The 22,540-nt window shown below is 64.0% G+C and carries 22 protein-coding genes; 11 read left to right on the top strand and 11 right to left on the bottom strand.

Annotated features, from left to right (window positions below):
• The first annotated feature begins 176 nt into the window (after positions 1-176).
• Positions 177-623, top strand: a complete 447-nt coding sequence (locus tag JMV54_RS05325; RefSeq protein WP_201517907.1) for a fluoride efflux transporter FluC — start codon at positions 177-179, stop codon at positions 621-623.
• Positions 620-979 carry a fluoride efflux transporter FluC gene (locus JMV54_RS05320; protein WP_201517906.1) on the top strand — a complete coding sequence of 120 codons (360 nt, stop codon included), beginning with the start codon at positions 620-622 and terminating at the stop codon, positions 977-979. Before JMV54_RS05325 ends, JMV54_RS05320 begins: the two co-directional genes overlap by 4 nt.
• A gap of 26 nt (positions 980-1,005) precedes the next feature.
• Here the strand turns inward: JMV54_RS05320 and JMV54_RS05315 are convergent, their stop codons facing one another.
• The gene (locus JMV54_RS05315) at positions 1,006-2,139 is read right to left on the bottom strand and encodes an NAD(P)-binding domain-containing protein (protein ID WP_201517905.1); all 1,134 of its coding nucleotides are present in this window, start codon (positions 2,137-2,139) and stop codon (positions 1,006-1,008) included.
• Positions 2,140-2,329: 190 nt separating this feature from the next.
• Between JMV54_RS05315 and JMV54_RS05310 the strand changes: the two genes are divergently transcribed.
• Together JMV54_RS05310 and JMV54_RS05305 are read left to right on the top strand one after the other, a co-directional pair.
• Complete coding sequence (locus tag JMV54_RS05310; protein WP_201517904.1) at positions 2,330-2,545, top strand: DUF3073 domain-containing protein; 216 nt, start codon at positions 2,330-2,332, stop codon at positions 2,543-2,545.
• A 7-nt stretch (positions 2,546-2,552) separates the two neighbouring features.
• Positions 2,553-2,930: an SdpI family protein gene (locus JMV54_RS05305; RefSeq protein WP_201517903.1), complete on the top strand. Its 378-nt coding sequence runs from the start codon at positions 2,553-2,555 to the stop codon at positions 2,928-2,930.
• A gap of 457 nt (positions 2,931-3,387) precedes the next feature.
• On the opposite strand, the gene purM is transcribed toward JMV54_RS05305, so the two are convergent.
• On the bottom strand, positions 3,388-4,491 hold the full coding sequence (gene purM / locus JMV54_RS05300) for a phosphoribosylformylglycinamidine cyclo-ligase (protein ID WP_201517902.1): 1,104 nt from the start codon (positions 4,489-4,491) through the stop codon (positions 3,388-3,390).
• A gap of 468 nt (positions 4,492-4,959) precedes the next feature.
• On the opposite strand from purM, the gene JMV54_RS05295 reads away from it, so the two are divergent.
• Entirely contained in the window at positions 4,960-5,754 is a 795-nt protein-coding gene (locus tag JMV54_RS05295) for a DsbA family protein (protein ID WP_201517901.1), read from the top strand.
• A gap of 6 nt (positions 5,755-5,760) precedes the next feature.
• Complete coding sequence (locus JMV54_RS05290) at positions 5,761-6,597, top strand: cytochrome c biogenesis CcdA family protein (RefSeq protein ID WP_201517900.1); 837 nt, start codon at positions 5,761-5,763, stop codon at positions 6,595-6,597.
• Positions 6,598-6,629: 32 nt separating this feature from the next.
• Here the strand turns inward: JMV54_RS05290 and JMV54_RS05285 are convergent, their stop codons facing one another.
• On the bottom strand, positions 6,630-7,457 hold the full coding sequence (locus JMV54_RS05285; RefSeq protein ID WP_201517899.1) for a hypothetical protein: 828 nt from the start codon (positions 7,455-7,457) through the stop codon (positions 6,630-6,632).
• A 39-nt stretch (positions 7,458-7,496) separates the two neighbouring features.
• Entirely contained in the window at positions 7,497-8,270 is a 774-nt protein-coding gene (locus tag JMV54_RS05280; RefSeq protein ID WP_201517898.1) for a tyrosine-protein phosphatase, read from the bottom strand.
• A 215-nt stretch (positions 8,271-8,485) separates the two neighbouring features.
• Here JMV54_RS05280 and purF point away from each other — a divergent pair, with 215 nt between their 5' ends.
• Positions 8,486-9,949 carry an amidophosphoribosyltransferase gene (gene purF, locus JMV54_RS05275; protein ID WP_201517897.1) on the top strand — a complete coding sequence of 488 codons (1,464 nt, stop codon included), beginning with the start codon at positions 8,486-8,488 and terminating at the stop codon, positions 9,947-9,949.
• Between the two features lie 206 nt (positions 9,950-10,155).
• On the opposite strand, the gene JMV54_RS05270 is transcribed toward purF, so the two are convergent.
• From JMV54_RS05270 to JMV54_RS05255, 4 genes are read right to left on the bottom strand one after another with little or no spacing between them, the layout of a single operon-like run.
• Entirely contained in the window at positions 10,156-10,926 is a 771-nt protein-coding gene (locus JMV54_RS05270; RefSeq protein ID WP_276529508.1) for an amino acid ABC transporter ATP-binding protein, read from the bottom strand.
• Positions 10,927-10,945: 19 nt separating this feature from the next.
• Positions 10,946-11,893, bottom strand: a complete 948-nt coding sequence (locus JMV54_RS05265; protein WP_201517896.1) for an amino acid ABC transporter permease — start codon at positions 11,891-11,893, stop codon at positions 10,946-10,948.
• Positions 11,894-11,919: 26 nt separating this feature from the next.
• Positions 11,920-12,891, bottom strand: a complete 972-nt coding sequence (locus JMV54_RS05260) for an ABC transporter substrate-binding protein (RefSeq protein ID WP_201517895.1) — start codon at positions 12,889-12,891, stop codon at positions 11,920-11,922.
• A gap of 2 nt (positions 12,892-12,893) precedes the next feature.
• On the bottom strand, positions 12,894-14,486 hold the full coding sequence (locus JMV54_RS05255; RefSeq protein ID WP_201517894.1) for an amidohydrolase: 1,593 nt from the start codon (positions 14,484-14,486) through the stop codon (positions 12,894-12,896).
• Positions 14,487-14,630: 144 nt separating this feature from the next.
• Between JMV54_RS05255 and JMV54_RS05250 the strand changes: the two genes are divergently transcribed.
• Positions 14,631-15,557, top strand: a complete 927-nt coding sequence (locus tag JMV54_RS05250) for a LysR family transcriptional regulator (RefSeq protein WP_201517893.1) — start codon at positions 14,631-14,633, stop codon at positions 15,555-15,557.
• 581 nt (positions 15,558-16,138) lie between these two features.
• Here JMV54_RS05250 and JMV54_RS05245 read toward each other — a convergent pair.
• Together JMV54_RS05245 and JMV54_RS05240 are read right to left on the bottom strand one after the other, a co-directional pair.
• A complete protein-coding gene (locus JMV54_RS05245) occupies positions 16,139-16,630 on the bottom strand; it encodes a hypothetical protein (RefSeq protein ID WP_201517892.1) in 492 nt (163 codons plus the stop codon).
• Between the two features lie 28 nt (positions 16,631-16,658).
• Positions 16,659-17,021 carry a sterol carrier family protein gene (locus JMV54_RS05240; protein WP_201517891.1) on the bottom strand — a complete coding sequence of 121 codons (363 nt, stop codon included), beginning with the start codon at positions 17,019-17,021 and terminating at the stop codon, positions 16,659-16,661.
• Between the two features lie 161 nt (positions 17,022-17,182).
• Here JMV54_RS05240 and purD point away from each other — a divergent pair, with 161 nt between their 5' ends.
• Positions 17,183-19,429, top strand: coding sequence for a phosphoribosylamine--glycine ligase (gene purD, locus JMV54_RS05235; protein WP_201517890.1), 2,247 nt, complete (start codon positions 17,183-17,185; stop codon positions 19,427-19,429).
• A gap of 668 nt (positions 19,430-20,097) precedes the next feature.
• On the opposite strand, the gene JMV54_RS05230 is transcribed toward purD, so the two are convergent.
• The gene (locus JMV54_RS05230) at positions 20,098-21,276 is read right to left on the bottom strand and encodes an AI-2E family transporter (RefSeq protein WP_230972826.1); all 1,179 of its coding nucleotides are present in this window, start codon (positions 21,274-21,276) and stop codon (positions 20,098-20,100) included.
• Between the two features lie 146 nt (positions 21,277-21,422).
• Between JMV54_RS05230 and purS the strand changes: the two genes are divergently transcribed.
• Positions 21,423-21,779 (top strand): phosphoribosylformylglycinamidine synthase subunit PurS, encoded by a 357-nt coding sequence (purS, locus tag JMV54_RS05225; protein ID WP_201517888.1) that lies wholly within the window; start codon positions 21,423-21,425, stop codon positions 21,777-21,779.
• Positions 21,779-22,474 carry a phosphoribosylformylglycinamidine synthase subunit PurQ gene (purQ, locus tag JMV54_RS05220; protein WP_201517887.1) on the top strand — a complete coding sequence of 232 codons (696 nt, stop codon included), beginning with the start codon at positions 21,779-21,781 and terminating at the stop codon, positions 22,472-22,474. The genes purS and purQ overlap by 1 nt, the downstream gene beginning before the upstream one ends.
• The last annotated feature ends 66 nt before the right edge of the window (positions 22,475-22,540 follow it).

The following is a 22,540-nucleotide window of genomic DNA, read 5'->3' as shown; positions in this document are numbered from 1 at the left end:
GGAGGGTCACTTAGCAATAACAGGGTCACTTGGTGTGGGGCAGCGCTAATTGGTGTGAGGCAGGGTCAATTGGTGTGGGGAGGCGCTGATTGGAGGGGCGGCGCTAATCGGTGCGGGGGCGGCGCTAATTGGTGAGGGCAGCACCAATTGCCGGCGGGCAGCGCTAAGTTGAACACGTGCATCCCAACAATCCCGGCACCGGCGCCAGCGCATCCACCCCCGCAGCCCGAGAGGTCACCCCGACACCGCAGCTGCTGCTGAACGCGGGCATCGTCTTCGCCGGCGGCACCGCGGGCGCACTGCTGCGCGCCCTGCTCACCGCACTCCCCCAATCATCCACAGCAGACCTGCTCACCCTCTTCGCCATCAACACCCTCGGTGCCTTCGCACTCGCCCTCATCACCGCCCGCACGATCCCCACCAGGTGGCAACTCGCCCTCGGCACCGGCCTGTGCGGCGGATTCACCACCTACTCCACAATGGCAGCGAGCGCAGCCACCGGGCTCAGCGCCCAAAACGGCACCGCCCTCGTGGCCGCCCTCGCCACCGTCATCATCGGGCTCGGCGCATCCGCACTCGGCTGGCGCCTCGGCACCGCACCAGCACGCGGAGGCAACCAGTGACCATCCTGTTCACAGCCATCGGTGGCGGCCTCGGCGCGATGCTGCGCTACATCCTCGACACGATCCTGAAAGAGCGCGCCAGGATGCATCCGGCGCTATCCATCCTGATCATCAACGCGCTCGGCTCGCTAGTGCTCGGATTCACCGCCGCCGTCATCCTCGAAGCGCCCGCAATCCTCACCCTGCTAATCATCGGTGTCTGCGGCGGATTCACCACCTTCTCAACCGCGAGCCTCGACACCTACAAACTCCTGCAACAACGCGCATTCACCCTCGCCGTGGCCCACGCAATCGGACAGCTCGCGATCTGCGTCGCCCTCGCGTTCGCTGGCTTCTTCATCGCCAGCAGGATGTGACCGGCACCGCAAGTAAGCACTGGCAGCTAATCAGCCACCCGATCAATCGCCGACTCTGCCAGCCCGACGGCACGATCAAGCGATTCGGATGCATCCAGCCCCGGCCCGTAGGTCAAAAAACCAACCCGCGGATCCCGTCGCGACCAGCCGGCACGCACCTTCACCGAGCCGCCAACATCCCGCAACCCCAGCGGCCGCAGATGACCCGTGGCCTCCCGACCGCCGGTGGCCCACACCACCGCATCGATCGGCTCGCGCGAACCATCCGCCAGCACCACCGCATCCGATTCAAAGCGCAAGAGCGGGCCACGCGACACCAGCAGCCCCCGCCGCTGCGCCCCAAACACGGCGCGAGTCAAGGGAACCGCGCGCACCGACGCATCACTCGGCAACCAGTTGCCGCGCTCCACCATCCGCTCAAGCCGCTGCCGTCGCCGCAAACCCAAATCACCCACGAGCACGCGCGGTCGCCGCAAACCCAGCTGCGGGGGACGCTCAAATTGCGGATCACGCAGCGTCGACCACACCGTGTGCGCACCAAGCCGTTCAAGCTCAAGCAGCCCCGCAACCGCGCTGCGGCCCGCACCGACCACCAGCACCCGCCGGCCGGCCAACTCGCTCAACGACGACACCTGATACAGGTGCAGCTGGGCGCCCTCGAAGCGGTCGACACCCGGATACCACGGCACAAATGGCCGCGACCAGCTGCCGGTTGCATTCACCACCACACCGGCCTCAATCACCCGCAGCTGGCCGCCCGGCAGCGCAACCGTGATGCGCAGCTCGGGGTTGCGGCGCTGCTCATCCACCCGCAGCGCCCGCACACCGTGGGCAACAAACAGGCCGTACGCATCCTCGTATTTCGCCCACACCTCGGGAATCACATCCCGCACGCGCGCATCCACGTCGAAGTGCTCAAATCCCAGCCCGAGTTCACGCTGCCCCGGAAGATCGGCAATCTCACCAACTCGCACCGAACTGCCAACCGTGGCCCAATCCCAACCGTGCTGCCAGGTGGCGCCCGGGGCAGGGTGATCGTCAATGATCAAATAGTCGCGCACCGCCTCGAGCCCCAGCGCGCTCAGCGAATAGCCCAGCGCAAGACCGGACGCACCCGCGCCAATGACCGCAATATCCACCGACCGGTACAGCTCTGCCAAATCAGCCTCCCGCCGCGTAGTGATGCGGACAATCGCGTCGCACCGACCGCAATGATGACCGACAGCGATGCGCTTCTCGTGTAGGCAATCTTACGGCGTGGTAAACTCTTCGGGCATTAGCATCTGTCGTTCATCCGGCCGGTTGACCCATTTCTCGACCGGCCCATGCTTGTTAGGGGGGTTACGCGCTATGGGGCGTGGCCGTCAGAAGGCGAAGCACACAAAGGTCGCCCGGGAACTCAAATACAACATTCCCGAGACCGACTATGAGCAGCTTGAGCGTGAGCTCGCTGGCCAGCGAGCCAACAAAGAAGACGACGAGCTGTCGAAGTGGTCAGAGTACCTCGACGACGAAGAAGACGACACCGACGACTACGGTAGCTACAACGAGCGTCGCTTCGCGTAACTAGACCATGTTGCAACCGCCGGGGCTCGTGATGAGTCTGCTGCTCGCCGCGATCATCGTGGTGGGTAACGCGCTCGTGCTCGTTGCCGTGCGCGGTTCGGCGACCGGACGTTTTGGCCCCTACTCGGGGCTGATTGGGGTGCGCACCGCCGCCACACGCTCATCGGATGCGGCGTGGCAGGCGGCACACCGTGCGGTCTGGCCGTGGGCGCTCGGATGCAATGGCGTCGCGTTGGTTGCAGCGGCGCTCGGTGGCGCGGCCGGCAACACTGTCGCGCCGTTTTTGGTCTGCATGGGGATCAGCGTGGCAGCCATGCTCGCCGGCGCAATTGCGCAGCTCGTCGTGGGACACCGCGCCGCGCAGCGCGAGCTCGGCGAGCGGTAGCGCGCTTGCGGGCGCTGGGCGCGCACGATCTTAAAAACGCGCGCTCGCACGCACTCTCCCGCGCGCACGCACCCGCTCTCCCCGGATTTGTGTGCCTCCGCGTCAATTGTGTGTGCTCTGCCACATACAAATGACCCGAACCCACACACGAGACGCCGCGGGAGCACATGCACCGCCGCACGCGCGCGTGATTGCCCACCCGTTCAGCGCACGCGCTTAATTCGCGTATCCGCTATCTCATACGCACACGCGCGCCCTCTCGCACACGCGCTCTCCCCTTCGCAGCACTGTCTTTCCCGGATTTGTGTGTCTCCGCGTCAATTGTGCGTGTTGTGCCACACACAAATGACGCGAACCCACACACAAGGCGTCGGTGGCTGGCGGGTGCGGCGAGCGCACCGGGCGGCGGGCATGCGGATGCGTGCGGCCGGCACGTTGGGCGCGGCGGCGGAGCGAACTAGTTGGCGTAGCTGCCGACGAGGCGCACCGCACCGCCGTCGACGCCCTTGGCGCCCTGGATAAAGCCGTCGAATGAGCGCTCAGCGAACGACACCTCGCCGGCGACCCAGCCGTCAAGTCCCTCTTCCCGGCAGGCCGCAAGCACTGCATCCGCCTGCGATGCTGAAACCACCACGAACATCCCGATGCCGAGGTTCCAGGTGCCCTCGACCGACTCGAGCGATGCATCCGCAAGATCACAAAGCACGCGGAACACTGGCAGCGGTGACCAGCGTGACCGGTCGAGCTCCACCCACGAGCCCTGCGGTAGCACGCGCGCGAGGTTCGCGGCGATCCCACCACCGGTGACGTGCGAAAGCGCGTGGATGGCGCCGTCAAGCTCGGGTCGCGCGAGCACCCGCACTAGCTCGCCGGTGTAAAGGCGAGTCGGTTCGAGCAGCGCCTCACCCCAGCTGGTGCCGAAGTCGGCGGCGTGGTCGCGATAGTCGATGCCGCGGTCGGCGATGATGCGGCGGATGAGCGAGTATCCGTTCGAGTGCGGGCCGGATGCACCCAGCGCGAGCACCACATCGCCATCAGTGACGCGCTCGGCACCGAGCACGCGATCGGCCTCAACAACACCCGTCGCTGCGCCGGCAACATCGTAGTCATCGGGACCGAGCAGGCCCGGATGTTCAGCGGTTTCGCCGCCGGTGAGCGCGGTGCCGGTGGCGGCGCACGCCTTGGCAATGCCCTCAACGATCGCGGCGATACGCTCTGGGACGACACGACCGCAGGCGATGTAGTCGGTCATGAACAGCGGCCGGGCGCCGACCACGATGATGTCGTCGACGACCATGCCGACGAGGTCCTGGCCGATCGTGTCGTGTTTGTCGATCGCCTGCGCGATCGCCACCTTGGTGCCCACCCCGTCGGTGGACGTTGCCAGTAGCGGGCGACGCATCCCGGTCAGTGCTGATGCGTCAAACATGCCGGCAAATCCGCCGACACCGCCGAGCACTTCTGGCCCGTGGGTGGCCTTCACCGCCGCTTTCATGAGCTCAACTGCGCGGTCGCCCGCGGCAGTGTCAACACCGGCCGATGCGTAGAGGTCGTCACTCATGCTCTCTAGCCTAGGCGGTTTGCGCGCCGGCGGCTGGTGCCGGCTCGCATCTCGCCGCTGCATCCCTGGATCCCTGCCCGCCGAGCCGGCTGCATCCCTGCCACCCGCTGTTGCTGCAGATTTTTGTTTCCTGGCCCCAGATTTTTGTTTCCTGTTTTTGATTTTTGGCTGCAAAACCGGGGCTTGAAACGTTTCAGCCTGCGAAAACCCCGATTTTGCAGCCAGGAAACAAAATTCCGCAGGGCGCCTGCAGCCAGGAAACAAATTTCGCAACGGGGATGCAGTCAGGAAACAAGAATCTGCACTGGCCTGCGCGGGTGCACGGGTCTGCACTGCTCTGCACTGGCCCGCACGGGCGCACGAGCCGACACGGCACCCAGGTATCAAAGCAGGGCAAACTAGGGCGCGCACGGGGGCGGCTGCAATAATGCAGGTTGGTTTGGGTCGGTACCTGGAGTGGATGCAGACGTGAAGTTTTCGAATCGTGAAAAGTGGCTGATCGGCGCGATTGTTGCGGTGGCGCTCATCGCCGTGATCGCAATTTTTGCTCGGCCTGCAGGGCCCGGAAGCGAAGTCGCACAGGAACGCGCCGCCAACAACCAGCAGGCAGCCACCCAAAACAGCCAAAGCACCCAAAGCACCCAACAAGACCCAGCGGCAAACCAAAACCCCGAAGCAAAACAAAAAGCGCAGCCCGAATCACTCGCCGACCTCGCCCGCCGCGACGCTGACGACTACACGGCAATCGGCGACGTGGATGCCCCACTGGTGATGATCGAATACAGCGACTACCGCTGCCCCTACTGCGCGCTCTACGCCACCGAAACCCAGCCCGAACTCATCAAAAAATACGTCGAAGCCGGCAAACTGCGCATCGAATGGCGCGACACCCCCATCTTCGGCGAACAGTCGACCGGAGCCGCGGTAGCTGCCCGAGCCGCCGGCGAGCAGGGCATGTTCCTCGACTACAACCGCGCGATTTTCAACGAGTCGACCGGCAGCGGCCACACCGATCTGCCGCGCGAACGCATCCTCGAAATCGCCAAAGAGGTGGGCATCCCCGATCTCGAAAAATTCGAAGCCGATCTCGACTCACCCGAACTGCTGCAGCTCGTGCAGGCCGACTACGAAGAGGCCGTGATGATCGGCGTGAACTCAACGCCCACGTTCGTGCTCAATAGCGGCGCGCTGCGCGGCGCCTATCCGCTCGAAACGTTCGAGCACGTCATCGATGAAGAGCTCGCCCGCCTGGGTGTTGAGTAACGCCGGATGATTGACATCGGTTTCGCGGGCGCGCTGGTCGGCGGCGTGCTGTCGCTGCTGAGCCCGTGTTCGGTGATGCTGCTGCCCGCATTTTTCGCAACCACCTTCGCCGATCCGCGCACGCTGCTGATCCGCGCGGGTCTGTTCACACTGGGCTTACTCACCTCGCTCGTGCCGCTGGGGTTGTTCGCGGGTGCGGTTGGTGGCCTGCTGCTGCAGCATCGCGGCACACTGATCGCGGTCGCGGTGGTCATTTTGTTGGCGCTCGGGATCGTACAGGTGCTCGGCATCCAGCTGCCGGGGCTCAGCCGCGGCGGCACCGATTCGACGTCGGGCGCGGCGATGTTTTTGCTCGGCGCGGTATACGCGGTTGCGGGCGTGTGCGCTGGCCCGATTCTCGGGTCGGTGTTGACCGTCGCCGCTGCCGGCGGTTCGGCGATCTATGGCGGGATGCTGCTGGCAATTTACGCGCTCGGGATGGCGCTGCCGCTGATCGTGCTTTCGCTTTTGTGGCGGCCGCTCGGCCCGCGGCTGCGCAATTGGTTGCGCCCGCGCGAGCTGCGCATCGGTAAGTGGCGCAACGACTGGGCGTCGATCATTTCTGGCCTGATCGCGATCGGTTTCGGCATCCTGTTGTGGTGGTCGAACGGCACCGCGAACCTGCCGGCATTCCTGCCGATCGGCACGCAGCAGCAGATCGAGGTCGGTGCGCTGGATGCAACCGCGGGCGTTTCGGATCTTGTGGTCGTGTTGGTTGCGGCGGCAGTGGCGCTGGGTGCGGTGTTCATTGCATCCCGAACCCGGCGGGCTGAAGCGGATGCTGAAGAATCGACGGATGCGTGACGCCAGCCGGCCTTCAGCAGACCGGGCTACCGTCAGCCGGTTAGACCCGTGAGGTCGCTTTCGGCCACGAGCCGGATTTCGGTGACCTGCGCCCGCACGTCGCACGTCCATCCTGGAAGCGTGACTTCGTGAGGCGTGCGCAGCCGCAGCGCGTGAGTGCACTCGCCCCTCATTGGAAGTCGAAGCACACCCCCGCGCACCTCATTGCTGGTGACCGACGTGTCGAGCTGTTTTGCTGCGGCGCTGATATTCCTGAGCGGGATGCGCGCAATCTCGCGCGTGCCCGACCGCAGCACGAGTTCATCCCGCGTGACATAGTGCGGAAATTGGCGCGGTACGAACATCTGCCCGAGCACGAAGATGATCGCGTACGCCTCAAACACGTGGATGATCAGACGCAGCTGTAGCCACGGCACCACCAGCTCAACAACCGCGGCTTCGATCGCGACGACCACAATCATGGCGATGAGAAATGCATCCACCCCGCGGCGAGGATGCACGGGCGTCGCGGCTGCGGGGACGATCGGTTGTCGCCGCAATATTGTGCCCGCGAGTGCGCGCAGGCCGGTCAGTTCGAGCAGAAAAAAGTGGCGCACACTGCCCGGGATGACTCGCCTGGCTACCAGCTGCCATGATTCGCGCACGGTGCGTCCGCCCTCGCGGGTGCGTGCAAAGTAGATGCTGATTCCGGCGGCGGTGAGCCACGCCACGTCGAAGACGAAGGCTTCTACGATGAGGGCGCGCGGGCCGAGGCCGGTGGTCGCGAGCAGTGTGAGCGTCACCGCACTGAGCGCGCCAGCCAGTAGCAGCGCGACACGAATCACGCCGGTCGCTCGGTCGATAGTGCGCAGATTGCTCATAGCTTCATGATGCCCGATGCGTCAGCCGGCCAGCCACCGTCACCTAATAAGCGGCGCAGCCAGCCGCTCGAGTTCGGCATCCGTGAGCCCGGCGCGACGCATCACATCCCAAGCATCGAACCCGTCGAGCTGTTCGAGCACGGCCGATTCGACCGTGAATCCGAGTTCGGCGAGCCGCTCGGCAATGTGCGGGCCGTGGTCGGGAAACCCCATGCGGACGAAAAACGGCGCCAGTTCGGATGCGGTGAGCGCGTAATCTGCGGCGATCGCCTCGGGTTCGACACCGGCGAGCGACAGCAGCACCGCGGTGATGAGCCCGGTGCGATCGCGCCCGATGGCGCAGTGATACACGATCCCGCCGGGCGCCGTCGCCATTGTGCGCAGCACAGCCACCACGCGATCGGGGGTTTCTTCGAGCACCGGACGGAAAAAGCGCGGGGTTCCGGCACGGTGCTCGGCGCGCATCCGCTGCCAAAATTTGCTCGCCCGGATGTCGTCAAGCGGCACCCGCACCCCAAACATCCCCTCGGGGAATTCAGCTTCGGGGCTCGGTGGCACCCGGCCAGCGTCGGCGCGTTCATCATCCGGTGAGCGCGGCTCGAGGCGGGTTTCAAAGTCGTTTCGCAGATCGAGCACCGTGCGAAACCCCTCGTCGTAGGCCGCGTTGAGGCCCGATTCGGTGGCGTAACGCAGATCGGCGGAGCGCACATAGGCGCCGAACCGGGTGGTGCCACCATCGCGCAGCGGCAGCCCGCCAAGGTCGCGTGCGTTGTAAAAACCTTCCCAATTTCGGATGCGTTGCTGATGCGCCATGCCGACATTGTGCGGGATGCAGCTAGCCGCGGCCTGGATGCGCGGCGATGCGTGCGTCCGAGCCGTCGGATTGCTGCCCGCACCGGCACCCGTGCATCCAGGCCATGCATCCACACGCAATATCGCAATTTTTCGCATCCACCGCCCCGCAAAGGTGACAGAATGGTAAACAGCCGTTTGTCTGCATCTCTAACCCTGAGGGAGTATCCCCTACCGTGTGTGGCATCGTCGGTCACGTTTCGACCAGCCCCGTCAACCAGCAAATCTACGACTCGCTACTGCTGCTGCAGCACCGCGGGCAAGACTCGACCGGGATCACCACCCTCGAGGGCAACACCCTGCACAGCGTGAAGGCGAAAGGGCAGGTGCGCGAGGCGTACCGCACCCGCGATATGCGCTCGCTGCTGGGCGATATGGGCCTGGGGCATGTGCGCTACGCCACCAGCGGCTCGGCCTCGCGCGAGGATGAAGTGCAGCCGTTCTACGTGAACGCACCATATGGCATCGTGCTAGTTCACAACGGCAATCTGACGAACACTCGCGAGCTCAGCGACGAACTGTTCCGCATCGACCGCCGCCACCTCAATAGCGACTCCGACACCGAGCTGCTGCTGAATGTGCTTGCCAATGAACTGCAGCGCACGATGAGCTCGGTGCACGCCGACCTCACCCCCGACGACGTGTTTGATGCGGTTGCCGGTGTGCACCGCCGCGTTGAGGGTTCGTACGCCGTGATCTCGTTGATCGCCGGGCGCGGGATGCTCGCCTTCCGTGACCCGTTCGGCATCCGCCCGCTGGTGCTCGGCCACCGGCTCGACGACAACGGCCGCGATGAGTGGGTGGTTGCATCCGAGTCGCTCGTGATTGATGCCGGCGGCTACGAGCTGGTGCGCGAGGTGCGGCCCGGTGAGGCCGTGTGGATCACCACCGCCGGCAAGCTGTACAGCCGCGAATACGACGGTGCGACCAAGCTGGCACCGTGCTCGTTTGAATACGTTTATTTGGCGCGTCCCGACTCGACCATGAACGGGATTTCGGTGTACAACTCGCGGCTGCGGATGGGTGAAAAGCTCGCCCGCAAGGTAGAGCGTGAGATTCCGCTCGACGATATCGACGTGGTGATGCCGATCCCCGACTCGGCGCGCCCTTCCGCGATGGAACTCGCGCGCGTGCTCGGCCTCGACTATCGCGAGGGTTTTTACAAAAACCGCTATATCGGCCGCACATTCATCATGCCCGGACAGAAGGTTCGCAAGAAGTCGGTGCGCCAAAAACTCAACGCGATGCCGGTCGAGTTCGAGGGCAAAAATGTGCTGCTGGTAGACGACTCGATCGTGCGCGGCACCACCTCGAAGGAGATCGTGGAGATGGCGCGCGCTGCCGGTGCGAAAAAGGTGTTTTTTGCCTCGGCTGCGCCGCCGGTTCGTTATCCGCACGTGTACGGCATCAATATGCCCACCCGTGGTGAGCTGGTGGCGTCGGCCCGCACGGTTGAAGAGGTGCGTTCGGTGATCGGGGCGGATGCGCTGGTCTACCAGGATGTGGACGATCTGTTCGCGGCGATCACCGAGGGTACCGATCTCAAGCAGCTGGACATGTCGTGTTTCACCGGCGAATACGTGACCGGCACGGTGACCCCCGAGTACCTCGCCTGGCTCGAGAACTCGCGCAAGTCGTAGGGCGCCGGGGCAACCCGGGCGCCCGGCACTCCGGCGTCCGGCACCCCGGGCCCCCGGCTTCTGTGTGGCTTAGCGTCATTTGTATGTGGCAGAACACACACAATTGACGCTAAGCCACACAAATCCGGCAGGGATGCACGGCTGAGACGCGGCGCGACAAGGGGATGCCGCCGGCAGGCGCGCATCCCCTTGTCGCGCCTCTCGCGCTAGCGCACCGCTTCGATGAAGTTTTGGATGCGAATCGACTGCGTTTGCGTCAGCAGCTCTTCCGGCGAGCGCTTTTCGACCACAGTGCCCTCATCAAAGAACGCGAGCGAGTCTCCCACCTCACGCGCGAATCCGATCTCGTGAGTGACCACGACCATCGTCATGCCCGCAGCGGCGAGCTCCTTCATCGTGCCGAGCACCTCATCCACCAGCTCGGGGTCGAGGGCACTCGTGGGCTCGTCAAACAGCATCAGCTCGGGATCGAGCGCCAGCGCCCGGGCAATCGCCACGCGCTGCTGCTGACCACCAGAAAGCTGATGCGGCATCTTCTCGGCGTGCGAGCCAAGCCCAACGCGCTCGAGTTCCTGCATCGCCCGTTCACGGGCCGCCGACTTGCTGATCTTTTTCACGTGGATCAGGCTCATGGCCACGTTTTCCAACGCATCCACGTGGTTGTACAGGTTGAAGCGCTGGAAAACCATACCGATCCGTGAACGGAAATCGGCAAACTCCCGGTCGCTCCACTCTCGGGCCCGCCCATTTTCGAGCGTGTAGCCCACCTCTTGGCCATCGACAGTGATGCTGCCCTCATCAATGAATTCGAGTCCATTAATGGCGCGCAGGAAGGTTGATTTACCCGAACCCGAGGGGCCGATGATCACGCTCACCTCGCCGCGGTGCACATCGAAGTCGATGCCTCGCAGCACTTCCACCTCGCCAAAGCTCTTGCGCACACCCCGTGCGCGTACCAGAACCTCATTTGCAGTCATGGTTGTTGTCCTCTCGAGGTTATTTCGCGTTCCGAGCCGGCATCTTGATGGGGCCGGTCACCAGGTCGATGAGGCGCCCCTGGGTGCCGTTGCCGCGCGCAATCCGCACGCGATCCTTGCCGAAGCGCCGCTCGAGACGCGACTGCAGGTAGGTGGCGATGGCGGTCATCAGCATGTACCAGAGGCTGGCCACGATCAGCAGCTCAATAATCATGTTGTTCTGCTTGTAGATCTTGCTTGCCTCCGACATGAGGTCGTTGCCGGCCACCACGATGATGAGCGAGGTGGTCTTCAGCATCGAGATGAATTCGTTCGCCGTCGGCGGGATCACGATGCGCAGAGCCTGCGGCAACACGACCAGGCGCATCGCCTGACCGCGGGTCATTCCGCCAACGAGTGCGGCTTCGGTCTGCCCCTTGTCGACGGCGAGGATACCGGCGCGCACGGTTTCGGCGAAGTAGGCCGCCAGGTTCAGCCCCAGGCCCAGAACCGCTGCCGTTGCTCCCGAGATGACGTCGTTGGTGTCCCAGCGGTAACCGATCAGGGTCCACGGAATTTGGATGGTGATATACGGCAGCAGGAACGCCAGGTTGAACCAGAAGATCAGCTGCACCAGCACCGGAGTGCCGCGGAAAAACCAGATGTATGCCTCGGCGATCCACTTCAGCACCGGATTGTGCGAGAGCTTCATCACGGCAATGACCACGCCGAGCACCAGGCCGAGCGCTGTAGCCGTGATGCTGATCCAAATCGTGACGCCAATACCGCGCAGGATGCGACCGTCGAAGAGGTACTGGCCCACCGCATCCCAGTGGATACGTTCGTTAAAGAGAATGATCGAAGCAACCCAAATCACCACCAGAATGGCGACAATTGCGGTTACCCAGCGCCAAGGATGCGCGCGGCGTTCGATCGCGAATTCGGAGCCGTCATCAGTAGTGAACGGCGCTGTGCGTCGATTCGACATGAGTGCCCTTTCTGCCACGGATGCGGCTAGCTATTGCCACCGTTGATGGTTGCGGTTTCGATCGCCATTTCGTCGACTTCCCAGGCCGCGAGAATTTTGGCGTAGGTGCCGTCGTCGATGAGTTCCTGCAGCGCTTCCTGCAAAACCTTTGCGAACTCTTCGTCATCGTTACCGACACCGATACCCCAGATGCTCTCGTCGCCCTCGATGGCAACCGAGTCGAGTTTGTTCTCGGGGTTGGATGCGTGCCACTGCGCCACCGGGTAGTCGGTCACGGTGGCGTCAGCGCGGCCACTCTTCAGCGCCAGGTTGGCGTTTTGGTCGCCTTCGAAGCGCAGCACCTCGTAGGCGGGTTTGCCCGCGTCGACGCAATCCTGTGACATTTCATCAACGAGCGCGGCGCTCGAACCGGCATCAACCACGGCGATGATTTCGCCACACAGATCCATCGGGCTTTGCACACCCAGCGGATTACCCTCAGCGACGAGGAAGGCGTTGCCCGACTGCACATAGTCGACGAAGGTCATGCTCTGACGTCGTTCTTCGTTGTCGGTCATCGAGCTGATCACCGCGTCGTAGCGACCGGCGAGGACACCCGGAATCTGCGAATTGAATTCCTGGTCTTCAATGGACATTTCAAGGCCGAGTTTGCGCATCAATGCCTGGGCGATCGCCGGGTCAACCCCGATAATGTCTTCGCCGTTCTCACCAAACAGCTCCATTGGTGCATAGCCCACCGACGTGGTCCATTTCACGCCGTTTGCGAGGTACTCCTCGGGCACCTTGGCGCGCAGCTCTTCGTTGGGTTCAATACCCTCAATGATCGACTTGGCTCGTTCGTCGTCGGGCACCGGTAGGTAATTGACCTGCGAGAGGTCTCTCGAAGCGGCCTGTTCCACCTCCCACAGCCACTGGCCACCGCATCCGGTGAGCGCCGTGGTGACCGAGAGCATCCCGGCGGCCGCCACGAGCGCGCGGGCACGCATCCTATTCTTCATTTTCACTCCTCATTGAGTTGGTAAACGACTTCACCTTCCACCACGGTCTGCTGCACGCGGATGCGCCACAGATCACCGGGCGAACAGGTGAACGGGTCAGCGTCAAGAGTCACGAAGTCGGCATATTTGCCCGCTTCGAGGGTGCCGAACCGATCACCGAGGCCGAATGCGTCAGCTGCGCGGCCGGTGTAGCTATCAACCGCATCCGCAACACTGATGCGCTCTTGCGGTTCGCGACCCTCGGGAGGTTCGCCGTCGCGGCGCTGCCGAGTAACGGCCGCGTGGATGCCGTACAGCGGCGCGACCGGCTCGATCGGCGCATCCGAACCAAATGTCACCAGCGCCCCGCGCTCCATGAGCGTGTGCCAGGGGTAGTGGTGTGTGGCGCGGTCACCCAGCAGGGTGACACTGAGCGGGTAGTCGCCGGTGCAGTGAATCGGCTGCATGGATGCGATGACATTCAGCTGCTTGAAGCGGTCGATATCCGAATCGATGATGTGCTGGGCGTGTTCGATGCTGTTGCGCAATCCGTGCTGCCGCGTGATTTCGGCGGTGGCTTCGTAGGCGTCGAGCACATTGGTGTTGGCGCGGTCGCCGATGGCGTGGGTGCTGACCGCGATGCCGTTGCTATTGGCACGAGCCACATCGGATGCGAGATCGGTCGAGCTGGTCACCTCGACACCACAATTGCATTCGTCGCTCTCATAGGGTTCGTGCATGAGCGCGGTGTGTGATCCGAGAGCCCCGTCGCTGAAAAATTTCACCGAACCGGTCACCACCCAGCGGTCGCCGTCGCCGGTGCGTCGTCCCTCGGCAATGGCGCGGTCGAGGGCGGTTACCGGGATGCCCTTACGAACGCGCACGCGAAGGCGATTTTCGGCAGCCAACTTGAGGTATCCATCCCGCACCTGTTCGCCATCGAGGTCGGTGATTGCGGTCACACCAAAGCGGTGTAGATGCTGCTGCACCTGGTCGAGCAGTTCGGCGCAGTCGTTGAGCAGCAGTTCGGTGACGCGGCTGCGAGCCACATCGCTATTGTTTTCGCGCAGCACGCCGGTGAGCTGGCCGTTTTCGTCGCGCTCGATCACGCCGCCGGGAAGCTGCTCGGTGTTGTCGTCGATGCAGAGCTGTTCGAGAGCGCTGCTGTTCAGGCACACCGAGTGGCCGTCAACGGTGTTGAGCGCCACGGGGCGGTCGCCGAACACGTCGTCGAGGTCGCGGCGGTGTAGCGTTTCGCCGGCGAGCCAGCGGTTGGCGTTCCAGCGTCCACCGACCACCCAGCCGGTGCCGGGGTTTTCGGCGTTCCATGCCCGCAGCTGTGCCAGAGCCTCTGCCAGCGAATTGGCTTCGCTGACATCGGGCGACTGGAATTGCAGCGCCATGGCGCCGGAGTGCAGGTGGGTGTCAAAAAATCCCGGAAGCAGCACGGCGCCGCCGAGTTCGGTGACCGGTGCATCCATACCGGCGATTTCGCGGCACTCTTCAAGGCTGCCGATCGCGGCAATATCGCCGTCAACTACCGCGATTGCGCCGCTGAATGGCGTGGCATGGGCACTGGTCAGGATGCGCGGATGAACAAATACTTTGGCGGTCACCGGTCCTCCTTGCTCGTTGACAGGGGTCACGAATTTGGTTCATGACTCTATGCGCTGTCACTTGTTTGCGGGGGCGCGAATTGAATCGGGTTTCTATCGGCCATCACGCCAATTGCTAATGAATCGGGCGTAATGTGAATGGATATGCTGAACCCCCTCCACCTGCGGACCCTGCGCGTTGTGATTGAGCAGGGATCGTTTGTTGGAGCAGCGAATCGGCTGGGGTACACGCCCTCCGCGGTGTCGCAGCAGATGTCGGCGCTCGAACAGTCAACCGGTCGGCAGCTGTTCAGCCGTTCTGGTCGTTCGATTCAGCCGACTGAAGTGGCGCTCATCATCGCCGAGCATGCGCACGAAGTGCTCAACAGCCTTGATGCGCTAATGCACGCAGCCGCCGCCACCTCCGAGATGGTGTCGACCACGTCGGTTATCGGATTTTCGTCGCTGATGAGTCGAATAGTTCCGCTGATTCTCGCCGATGCCGAGTGGCTGGCCACCAATCATCGACTTTCGGTAAGCATCCACGACCCATCGCTTGCCATCCGCGAGGCCGCGGCCCGGCCCACCACAACGGCCGTACTGGTGTATCTCATGGGCGACCGCGGGCTGTCGTGGCCGGAAGTATTTGAGCCGATTTCGCTTGGCATCGACCGTTTTGTGGTCGTCGTGCCGCCGCAATGGCAGCTGGATTCGCAGCTCGACGACGTAGCACCGCTGCGCAACCGTCACTGGGTGCTGCATCATCCCGGTTCAAGCGATGCCGACCTGATCGAACAGACCATCAATTCTCTGGCGCTGAGCCCCGATGGCATCTCGTATTCGGATGACTTCACCGCCACAATTACGCTGGTGGCCGGTGGGCTCGGGGCTGCGATTGTGCCCGAGTTTGTGGCCGCCGAAGCTGGCGACCGGGTGGCGACGGTGGGCGTGCCAGGTTTTGAGATGCATCGTGAGCTTGTGGCGCTGATATCGAAGCGAACACCCGAAACGTGCCGCTCGGAGTTCGAGGCGGCGCTGCGGCGCGCCATGTGCGCGCTCGGCTACGAGGCGCCGGCAGAGAGCGTGACTTAGACGCCCTGCGCCCCGCGCGTCAAACGCGCGACGAGAGCACCCGGCCACACCCGCGCCGACACCCGGCCCCACCCTCGTCCTGCCCCGCACCGAAGCAACGCCTGCACGTCGACACCCGGCCACACCCGCCCGTCTACACCCCGGCCACACTTCGGGATTTGTGTGCCTTAGCGTCAATTGTGTGTGGCAGAACACATACAAATGACGCGGAAACACACAGATCCAGCAGGGACGCGCGACGAGAGCGCGACGAGAGCGCACGGCAGCGGTGCCAGAACCGGCAACATCGCGAACAACTGGCACCGCCACACACTTCTGGCACCCGCATACCGGTGCCATTTGTCGGTGCCGGTGCCAGAACCCGGGATGGGGCCCTGCAGTGCGCGCTGCCGTGCGACCGAGCATCCGGGCACACCCGCGCGTCGACACCCGCCCCACTCACGCGGCGAAACGCGGGCACACCCGCGCGTCGACGCCCCGGCCACACCTCGAGTTTTGTGTGCCTTAGCGTCAATTGTGTGTGGCAGAACACATACAAATGACGCTAAGCCACACAGATCCCGTAGAAGAGAGTGGAGAGGCTACGCATCCGAGCGGCCGCCGGCCGCGTCGGCTGCACCAGCCGCGCCATCGGCCCCAGCGTCACCAGCGTCACCAGCGTCACCAACAGCATCCGCGCCAGGCACGCGACGCACCGTCACTTTGCCGCGCTTACGCGACACAACAGCGTTGATGATCAACCCAATTGCCGCAAACAAAATCACGCTCAGCGCGGTAATAAACACCAGGAAAAAGCCCAGCGCCTGCTCGGGCGTGTGCACCTGATACCCCTGATACAACGCCTCGGGCGGCGGAAAACTGTAGGCACAAATAATCGACGCAATCACGCCAACAACAACGCCGATCGCGATGAACAGCGGCAGATTCACCTGCCGGCGCACCGTCAGCTGCAGCTCATCCGGCAACTGCCGTTCGGCCGGCTGCTCGGCAGCACCGGGCGCCACCTGCGCTGATTCTCCAGCATCGGATGCAGCGGCTTGCTCGGGCGAGCGGTCATTATTCGCGACAGACATACGAACCATTGTCTCCCATCCGCCACCGTTACCGCAGCCGCAGAACCGGCAGCACCGCATCCAGATTCGCTCGACCACCGGATGCGAGCACGGCACCGGATGCGCGCGCCGCCTCCCAGCCCAGCGCGCCGGTCGCGAGCCGCAGCCAGGTATCGGCATCGGTTTCGATCACGTTCGGCGGAGTGCCGCGCGTGTGTCCCGGACCCTCGATGCACTGCACGGCACCGTAGGGCGGCACCCGCACCTCCACCGACTTACCGGGCACCCGATCGGCCAGCGCCTGCAGTGTGTAGCGCACCGCCGTCGCCACCGTATTTCGATCGCTGGCCCCTGCCGCCCACTGCTGCGCTGCGGCCAGACCCGCCGCTTCATCAATTCGTTTGCGTGCCATATCCCCAGTGTCTCGCAACGCTGCGAGGCCCGCATCGCAATATCCAGACCGCCCGGACCACAGCATCCGGTAACGAATCTCGCCACTCACAGCCCGCATCCACACGCCGAAGTGGCACCCCACGAACCGCAGCCGAACCAAGTGCCGGTAACCTGGCTGTCGTGAAGATTCTGGTTTTGGGGTCAGGCGCCCGTGAGCACGCCATCATCACCGCACTCCACCGTGAGGGCGGGCACGAAATTGTTGTCAGCCCCGGCAATGCGGGGATGGCCGACATCGCTCAGCGCATCCGAATGAGCATCACCGACCCCGAGCTGGTCGCTGACTTCGTCAAAGAAGAACAGTTCGAGCTCGTGGTGATCGGCCCCGAAGCGCCGCTTGTGGCCGGGGTGAGCGACGCGGTACGCGCGCTCGGGGTGCCGGTGTTCGGCCCTTCGCAGGCCGCCGCCGCGATCGAAGGATCGAAGGCCTTCGCGAAAGACATCATGCAGCGGGCCAATGTGCCCACCGGCCGCGGCAAACAGTGCCACGACATCGACGAACTCATCAGCACCATCGATGAATTCGGCGCCCCCTACGTGGTGAAAGCCGACGGCCTCGCCTCGGGTAAGGGCGTCATCGTCACCGAAGACCGCGGCGAAGCCATCCGTCACGCTGAGCAATGGATCGTTTCGGGGCCGCTGCTGGTGGAAGAGTTCCTCGACGGCCACGAAGTGTCACTGTTCTGCTTCAGCGACGGCAAAACCGTTCGCGCACTCCCCCCGGCACAAGATTTCAAACGCCTCCACGACGGCGACCACGGCCCCAACACCGGCGGCATGGGCGCCTACACCCCGGTGCCCTTCTTGAACGACCGCTTCGGCAGCGAGCAGCAGTTTGTCGCCGAGGCGATCCGCTCGGTGGCGCAGCCGGTGATCGACACGCTGCGCGCCGACGGCAACCCGTTCCAGGGGCTGCTGTACTGCGGGCTGATCGTCACCGCCGCGGGTATTCGCGTGATCGAGTTCAACGCCCGCTTCGGTGACCCCGAAACGCAGGTGGTGCTCGAGCGCCTGGGCGAACCGCTTTCTCCGCTGCTGCTCGCATCCGCCAACGGCACGCTTGACGCGCATCCCGAACAGCTCGCGCTGCGCGACAATGCCGCGGTGACCGTGGTGATCGCAGCCGAGGGGTACCCCGAGCATCCCATCACCGGCCGCCCGATCGGCGGGCTCGACGACGCGGCTGCCGCCGGCGCGCTCGTACTGCACGCCGGCACCGGGACCAACGACAACGACGAGCTGGTGGCCACCGGCGGCCGCGTGCTGAACGTGGTTGCCACCGGAGACACCATCGCGGATGCACGCCGCGTCGCCTACACGGCAGCCGCACGCGTTGAGCTCAATGGCGCACAGTACCGCAGCGATATCGCGCAGCTCGGTGCCGCACTGCAAGACTCACAGCGCGCCCACGCCCAGACGGCACAGCAGCCTGCCGCGCCCAGCCCCACTCTCAGCGACACCCCGATTGCTGCGGCCACCGCGCGCGCAAACGGGTTTGAATCAGCCGCGGGATCGTTCGCCGGGTACCGCCACGTATACTCCGGCAAGGTGCGCGAGATTTACGAGAGCGATGACGCGCTGCTGCTGGTTGCATCCAATCGCGTGTCGGCGTTCGACCACCTGCTCGAGCCCGAGATCCCCGGCAAAGGGGCGATGCTCACGCAGCTGACCCGCTGGTGGTTCGAGCGCCTGGATGTGCCGAACCAGCTGCGCGAACCCGAGGGTTGGGATGCGCAGCTGAGTGCCGAGGATGCGGCCCGCACGATGCGCGTCGCCAAACTCGAAATGTTCCCGATTGAGTGCGTCGTGCGCGGTTATCTCACCGGCTCGGGTCTCAAAGAATATGAGGCAACCGGTGCGGTGTGCGGAGTGCCGCTACCCGAGGGACTGCGCGATGGCGACCGGCTGCCCGAGCCGATTTTCACGCCGGCCTACAAGGCGCCGCAGGGTGAGCACGATGATAACATCAGCTTCGAGCGTGTGGTCGAGTTGATCGGCGAGGCGGATGCGAGCGCGCTGCGAGAGCTGTCGCTGCGGCTCTACCGCACCGGTGCGCAGATTGCGTTGGAGCACGGGCTGGTGCTTGGCGACACCAAATTTGAGTTTGGTCGCGACCCCGAAACCGGTGCGATCACGCTCGCCGATGAGGTGCTCACCAGCGATTCTTCGCGTTATTGGGATGCACATGCTTACGCGGATGAATCGGCTGAGTTGGGTGCGCGGCTGGCGTCGTTCGACAAACAAATTGTGCGCAATTGGCTGCGTGAAAACTGGGATGGAGTGGGTACCCCGCCGGTGCTGCCCGCCGAGATCGTGGAGCGCACTCGCGCTCGCTACGCCGAGCTGCTGCAGCGCCTCGCTGTGTAGGCCGCCGCGCCTCACACCACCTCAAATCACGCCAAGTGACCCTCTAACTCGCAAGTGACCCTCCCACAGCAGGGTCATTTGCCGATAAGAGGGTCACTTGCCGGGACGTGGCGCAGTAGGAAGCAGGCACGCCACGCCTAGCGCCACGAGCCTCACACCACCTCTCACCGCCGAGCTGCGCGCTGGGGCGGGGCCGCTGGGCACCCCCGCCCTGCTCCACACCACGCGCCGGGCCGCGGGCCCACCACACCACATGCCTCCCCACGCCAAGTGACCCTCTAACTCACAAATGACCCTCCTACAGCAGGGTCATTTGCCGATAACAGGGTCACTTGCCGGCAGAGGTACGAGCGTGGTGTGCGAGAGGTAGCAGGGGCACAGGCGTAGACACCGGGCAAGAATCAGCTCCCAGCACCCGCAGCACACCCAAGCACCCCGGCACCCCGCACCACAACAGCAGCACCCACAGCACCCCGCCACCGCGCACGCGCAGTGCCTATCTACAGCCGGGCTCGCCCTCACCATGCACTTCTCCACGCCAAGTGACCCTCTAACTCACAAATGACCCTCCTACAGCAGGGTCATTTGCCGATAACAGGGTCACTTGCCGGGAATGGCTGGGGATGGCCGGCAGGGCAGCAGGGAAGGCGTGGGGCGCCCGGCTGCCCCTACGCCTTGCGGGCCCGCGGCTTCTTCGCCTTTTCGCGCAACTCGCGCAATCGCTCCGACATCGTCGATCCGTCGGGGTCGGCCTCCAAATCGGGCAGCGGCTCATTCCAGGCCTTGATGAGCGCCCACGCCACCGCCGTCAGCGGCACCGCAATCAGCGTGCCGATGATGCCACCAAGCACGGTGCCCACCGTCAACGCCAGCATCACCACCAGCTCGTGAAGCGCCAGCTGTCGACCAAGCACGATCGGAGAGAGCAGGTTACCTTCGGCCTGGTTCACGATCACCACGATGATCGCCACAATCAGCGCAGCCCAGAATCCGTTGGTCACCAGCGTCACCAGCGACGCCACCACGCCGGCGAGCGTTGCACCCACCACCGGGATGAACGCGCAAATAAACACCACCACGGCCAGCGGCAGCGCCAGCGGCACCTGCAGCACGAGCAACCCGATACCGATCAGCAATGCATCCACAAACGCGACGATGACGGTACCGCGCACATAGCCGCCGAGTACCGAGACGGCACGCATCCCCATCAGTTCAGCGCGCAGGTGCTGCGCATCCTGCAACGGACGAATCACGAACCGCCAAATCTTTGGCCCGTCCTTCAGGAAGAAGAACAGGATCACGAGGAAGAGCACGAGCCCGGTTGCCAACAAGCCCACCGTGCCGAGACCAGCCGCCACACCGCTACCGACCGCGCCATAGTTCAGGTTGCTCAACCACTCGCGTGTGGCCTCCCATCCCTGCTGAATGTTGCCGTCGTTGAGCGCAAACTGCGGGAAGGTGCTGTTCCACCACTGCACCAGATGCGTGATGCCCTCGATGGTGCGATCGCTGAGCAGTTCCCAAGAACCAGCGATCTGCGCCACAACCAGCCACATCGCACCCGCGATAATCAGCAGGATGCCGAGCAGCACCGTGAAGGTACCGAGCAGCCGCGGCCAGCCGTGGTTTTCAAGCCAGGTCACCACCGGGCCCAGCGCGGCCGCCACGATCAGTGCGAGCAGCAGCGGCGTCACCACCAGTGAAACCTGCAGCAGCGACCAAATCACCACCGTTGCCGCGGCGAGAATCAGCATTCCCTGCAGCGCGCGCGTGGCGACGATACCGACGCTGTCTTTCCACAGCGCCTGCACCGTATCAGGCTTCGTAAGTCGCCCCTGGCTGTCCATAAGTCCTCCTGATGTTGTGGCGCGCATCCTGCTACGCGGGGATGCATCCGGTATTCGAACTTACACAGCCGCGCTGGCAACGTGTGTCGTGGGCGCGCAGCCAGGATAGGATGGGCGACAGATTGAGTGGGATGAGAGGAACCTCGATGCCGAAGATCATCGTGCAGGTAATGCCCAAGCGCGAGCTGCTTGACCCGGCCGGTAAGGCGGTGCAGCGTTCGCTGGCCGCGGGCGGTCAGGGTCACTTCACCGATGTTCGTATTGGTAAGCGTTTTGAGATCACCACCGACCGCGAGGTCACCGCGGACCTCATGGAAGAGGTGGCGGCGCTTGCCGACAATTTGCTGTCGAACGGTGTGATTGAAGATGTGACTTCGATCGACGTGGTTGAGGATGCGGGCGAGGTCGATCCTGCCGACACCGAAACTGTGACCGATGACGGTTTTTTGCCCACCGGCGCCGCGAGCGACGGTCAGGCTCTCGCTAACGAGGCGGGCAACTAATGCGGGTTGGCGTTGTTACCTTCCCCGGCACGCTCGATGATCGGGATGCACAGCGCGCGATCGAGATCGCGGGCGGCGAGCCGGTGGCGCTCTGGCACCGCGACGATTCACTGCGCGATGTGGATGCTGTGGTGCTGCCGGGTGGTTTCAGTTACGGCGACTATTTGCGCTGCGGGGCGATTGCCGCGCAGGCTCCGGTGATGAAAGAAATCGTTGCTGCAGCTAATAAGGGTCTGCCGGTGCTCGGTATTTGCAATGGGTTTCAGATGCTCGTTGAGTCGCACCTGCTGCCGGGCGGTCTGATCCGCAACGCGCACGGACGGTTTGTGTGCCGTGACCAGCGTCTGCGGGTTGAAAGCATCGACACCCCCTGGACGAACGCCTATGAGCAGGATGAAGAGATCATCATCCCGTTGAAAAATGGCGAGGGTGCCTATATCGCCGATGACGAGACGCTGAAGCGGATCGAGGGCGAGGGCCTGGTGACCTTCCGCTATGTGGGTGTGAACCCGAACGGTTCGCTCAACGACATCGCCGGTTTGCGCAATGAGCGCGGCAATGTTGTTGGGTTGATGCCGCACCCCGAGCACGCGGTTGAGCCCGGTTTTGGACCGGATACTCCCGAGCGGATGCGGTCGGGTATCGATGGTCTGGGGATGTTTGCCAGCGTGCTGCGCTCGATGGCGCAGGCTTAGCGCGCAGTTTGATCACTGCCCCCGTTCTCGCCGGCTGCTTCGGTTCGCCGGGCAGGCGAGAACGGG

Origin of the sequence: Gulosibacter hominis (assembly GCF_904842695.1) — a bacterium.
GTDB lineage: Bacteria > Actinomycetota > Actinomycetes > Actinomycetales > Microbacteriaceae > Gulosibacter > Gulosibacter hominis.
The sequence above is the reverse complement of the archived record's forward strand: the minus strand, read 5'-3'. Positions and strand labels throughout refer to the sequence as shown.

Excerpts from the sequence above, each read along its gene's own strand:
- JMV54_RS05285 (WP_201517899.1), bottom strand. The coding sequence starts at position 7,457 with ATGAGCAATCTGCGCACTATCGACCGAGCGACCGGCGTGATTCGTGTC.
- JMV54_RS05270 (WP_276529508.1), bottom strand. The coding sequence starts at position 10,926 with ATGACTGCAAATGAGGTTCTGGTACGCGCACGGGGTGTGCGCAAGAGC.
- JMV54_RS05230 (WP_230972826.1), bottom strand. The coding sequence starts at position 21,276 with ATGGACAGCCAGGGGCGACTTACGAAGCCTGATACGGTGCAGGCGCTG.
- JMV54_RS05305 (WP_201517903.1), top strand. The coding sequence starts at position 2,553 with ATGTTGCAACCGCCGGGGCTCGTGATGAGTCTGCTGCTCGCCGCGATC.
- purS (WP_201517888.1), top strand. The coding sequence starts at position 21,423 with ATGCCGAAGATCATCGTGCAGGTAATGCCCAAGCGCGAGCTGCTTGAC.
- JMV54_RS05245 (WP_201517892.1), bottom strand. The coding sequence starts at position 16,630 with ATGTCTGTCGCGAATAATGACCGCTCGCCCGAGCAAGCCGCTGCATCC.
- JMV54_RS05250 (WP_201517893.1), top strand. The coding sequence starts at position 14,631 with ATGCTGAACCCCCTCCACCTGCGGACCCTGCGCGTTGTGATTGAGCAG.
- JMV54_RS05260 (WP_201517895.1), bottom strand. The coding sequence starts at position 12,891 with ATGAAGAATAGGATGCGTGCCCGCGCGCTCGTGGCGGCCGCCGGGATG.
- JMV54_RS05240 (WP_201517891.1), bottom strand. The coding sequence starts at position 17,021 with ATGGCACGCAAACGAATTGATGAAGCGGCGGGTCTGGCCGCAGCGCAG.
- JMV54_RS05290 (WP_201517900.1), top strand. The coding sequence starts at position 5,761 with ATGATTGACATCGGTTTCGCGGGCGCGCTGGTCGGCGGCGTGCTGTCG.
- purM (WP_201517902.1), bottom strand. The coding sequence starts at position 4,491 with ATGAGTGACGACCTCTACGCATCGGCCGGTGTTGACACTGCCGCGGGC.
- JMV54_RS05280 (WP_201517898.1), bottom strand. The coding sequence starts at position 8,270 with ATGGCGCATCAGCAACGCATCCGAAATTGGGAAGGTTTTTACAACGCA.
- JMV54_RS05265 (WP_201517896.1), bottom strand. The coding sequence starts at position 11,893 with ATGTCGAATCGACGCACAGCGCCGTTCACTACTGATGACGGCTCCGAA.
- purQ (WP_201517887.1), top strand. The coding sequence starts at position 21,779 with ATGCGGGTTGGCGTTGTTACCTTCCCCGGCACGCTCGATGATCGGGAT.
- JMV54_RS05310 (WP_201517904.1), top strand. The coding sequence starts at position 2,330 with ATGGGGCGTGGCCGTCAGAAGGCGAAGCACACAAAGGTCGCCCGGGAA.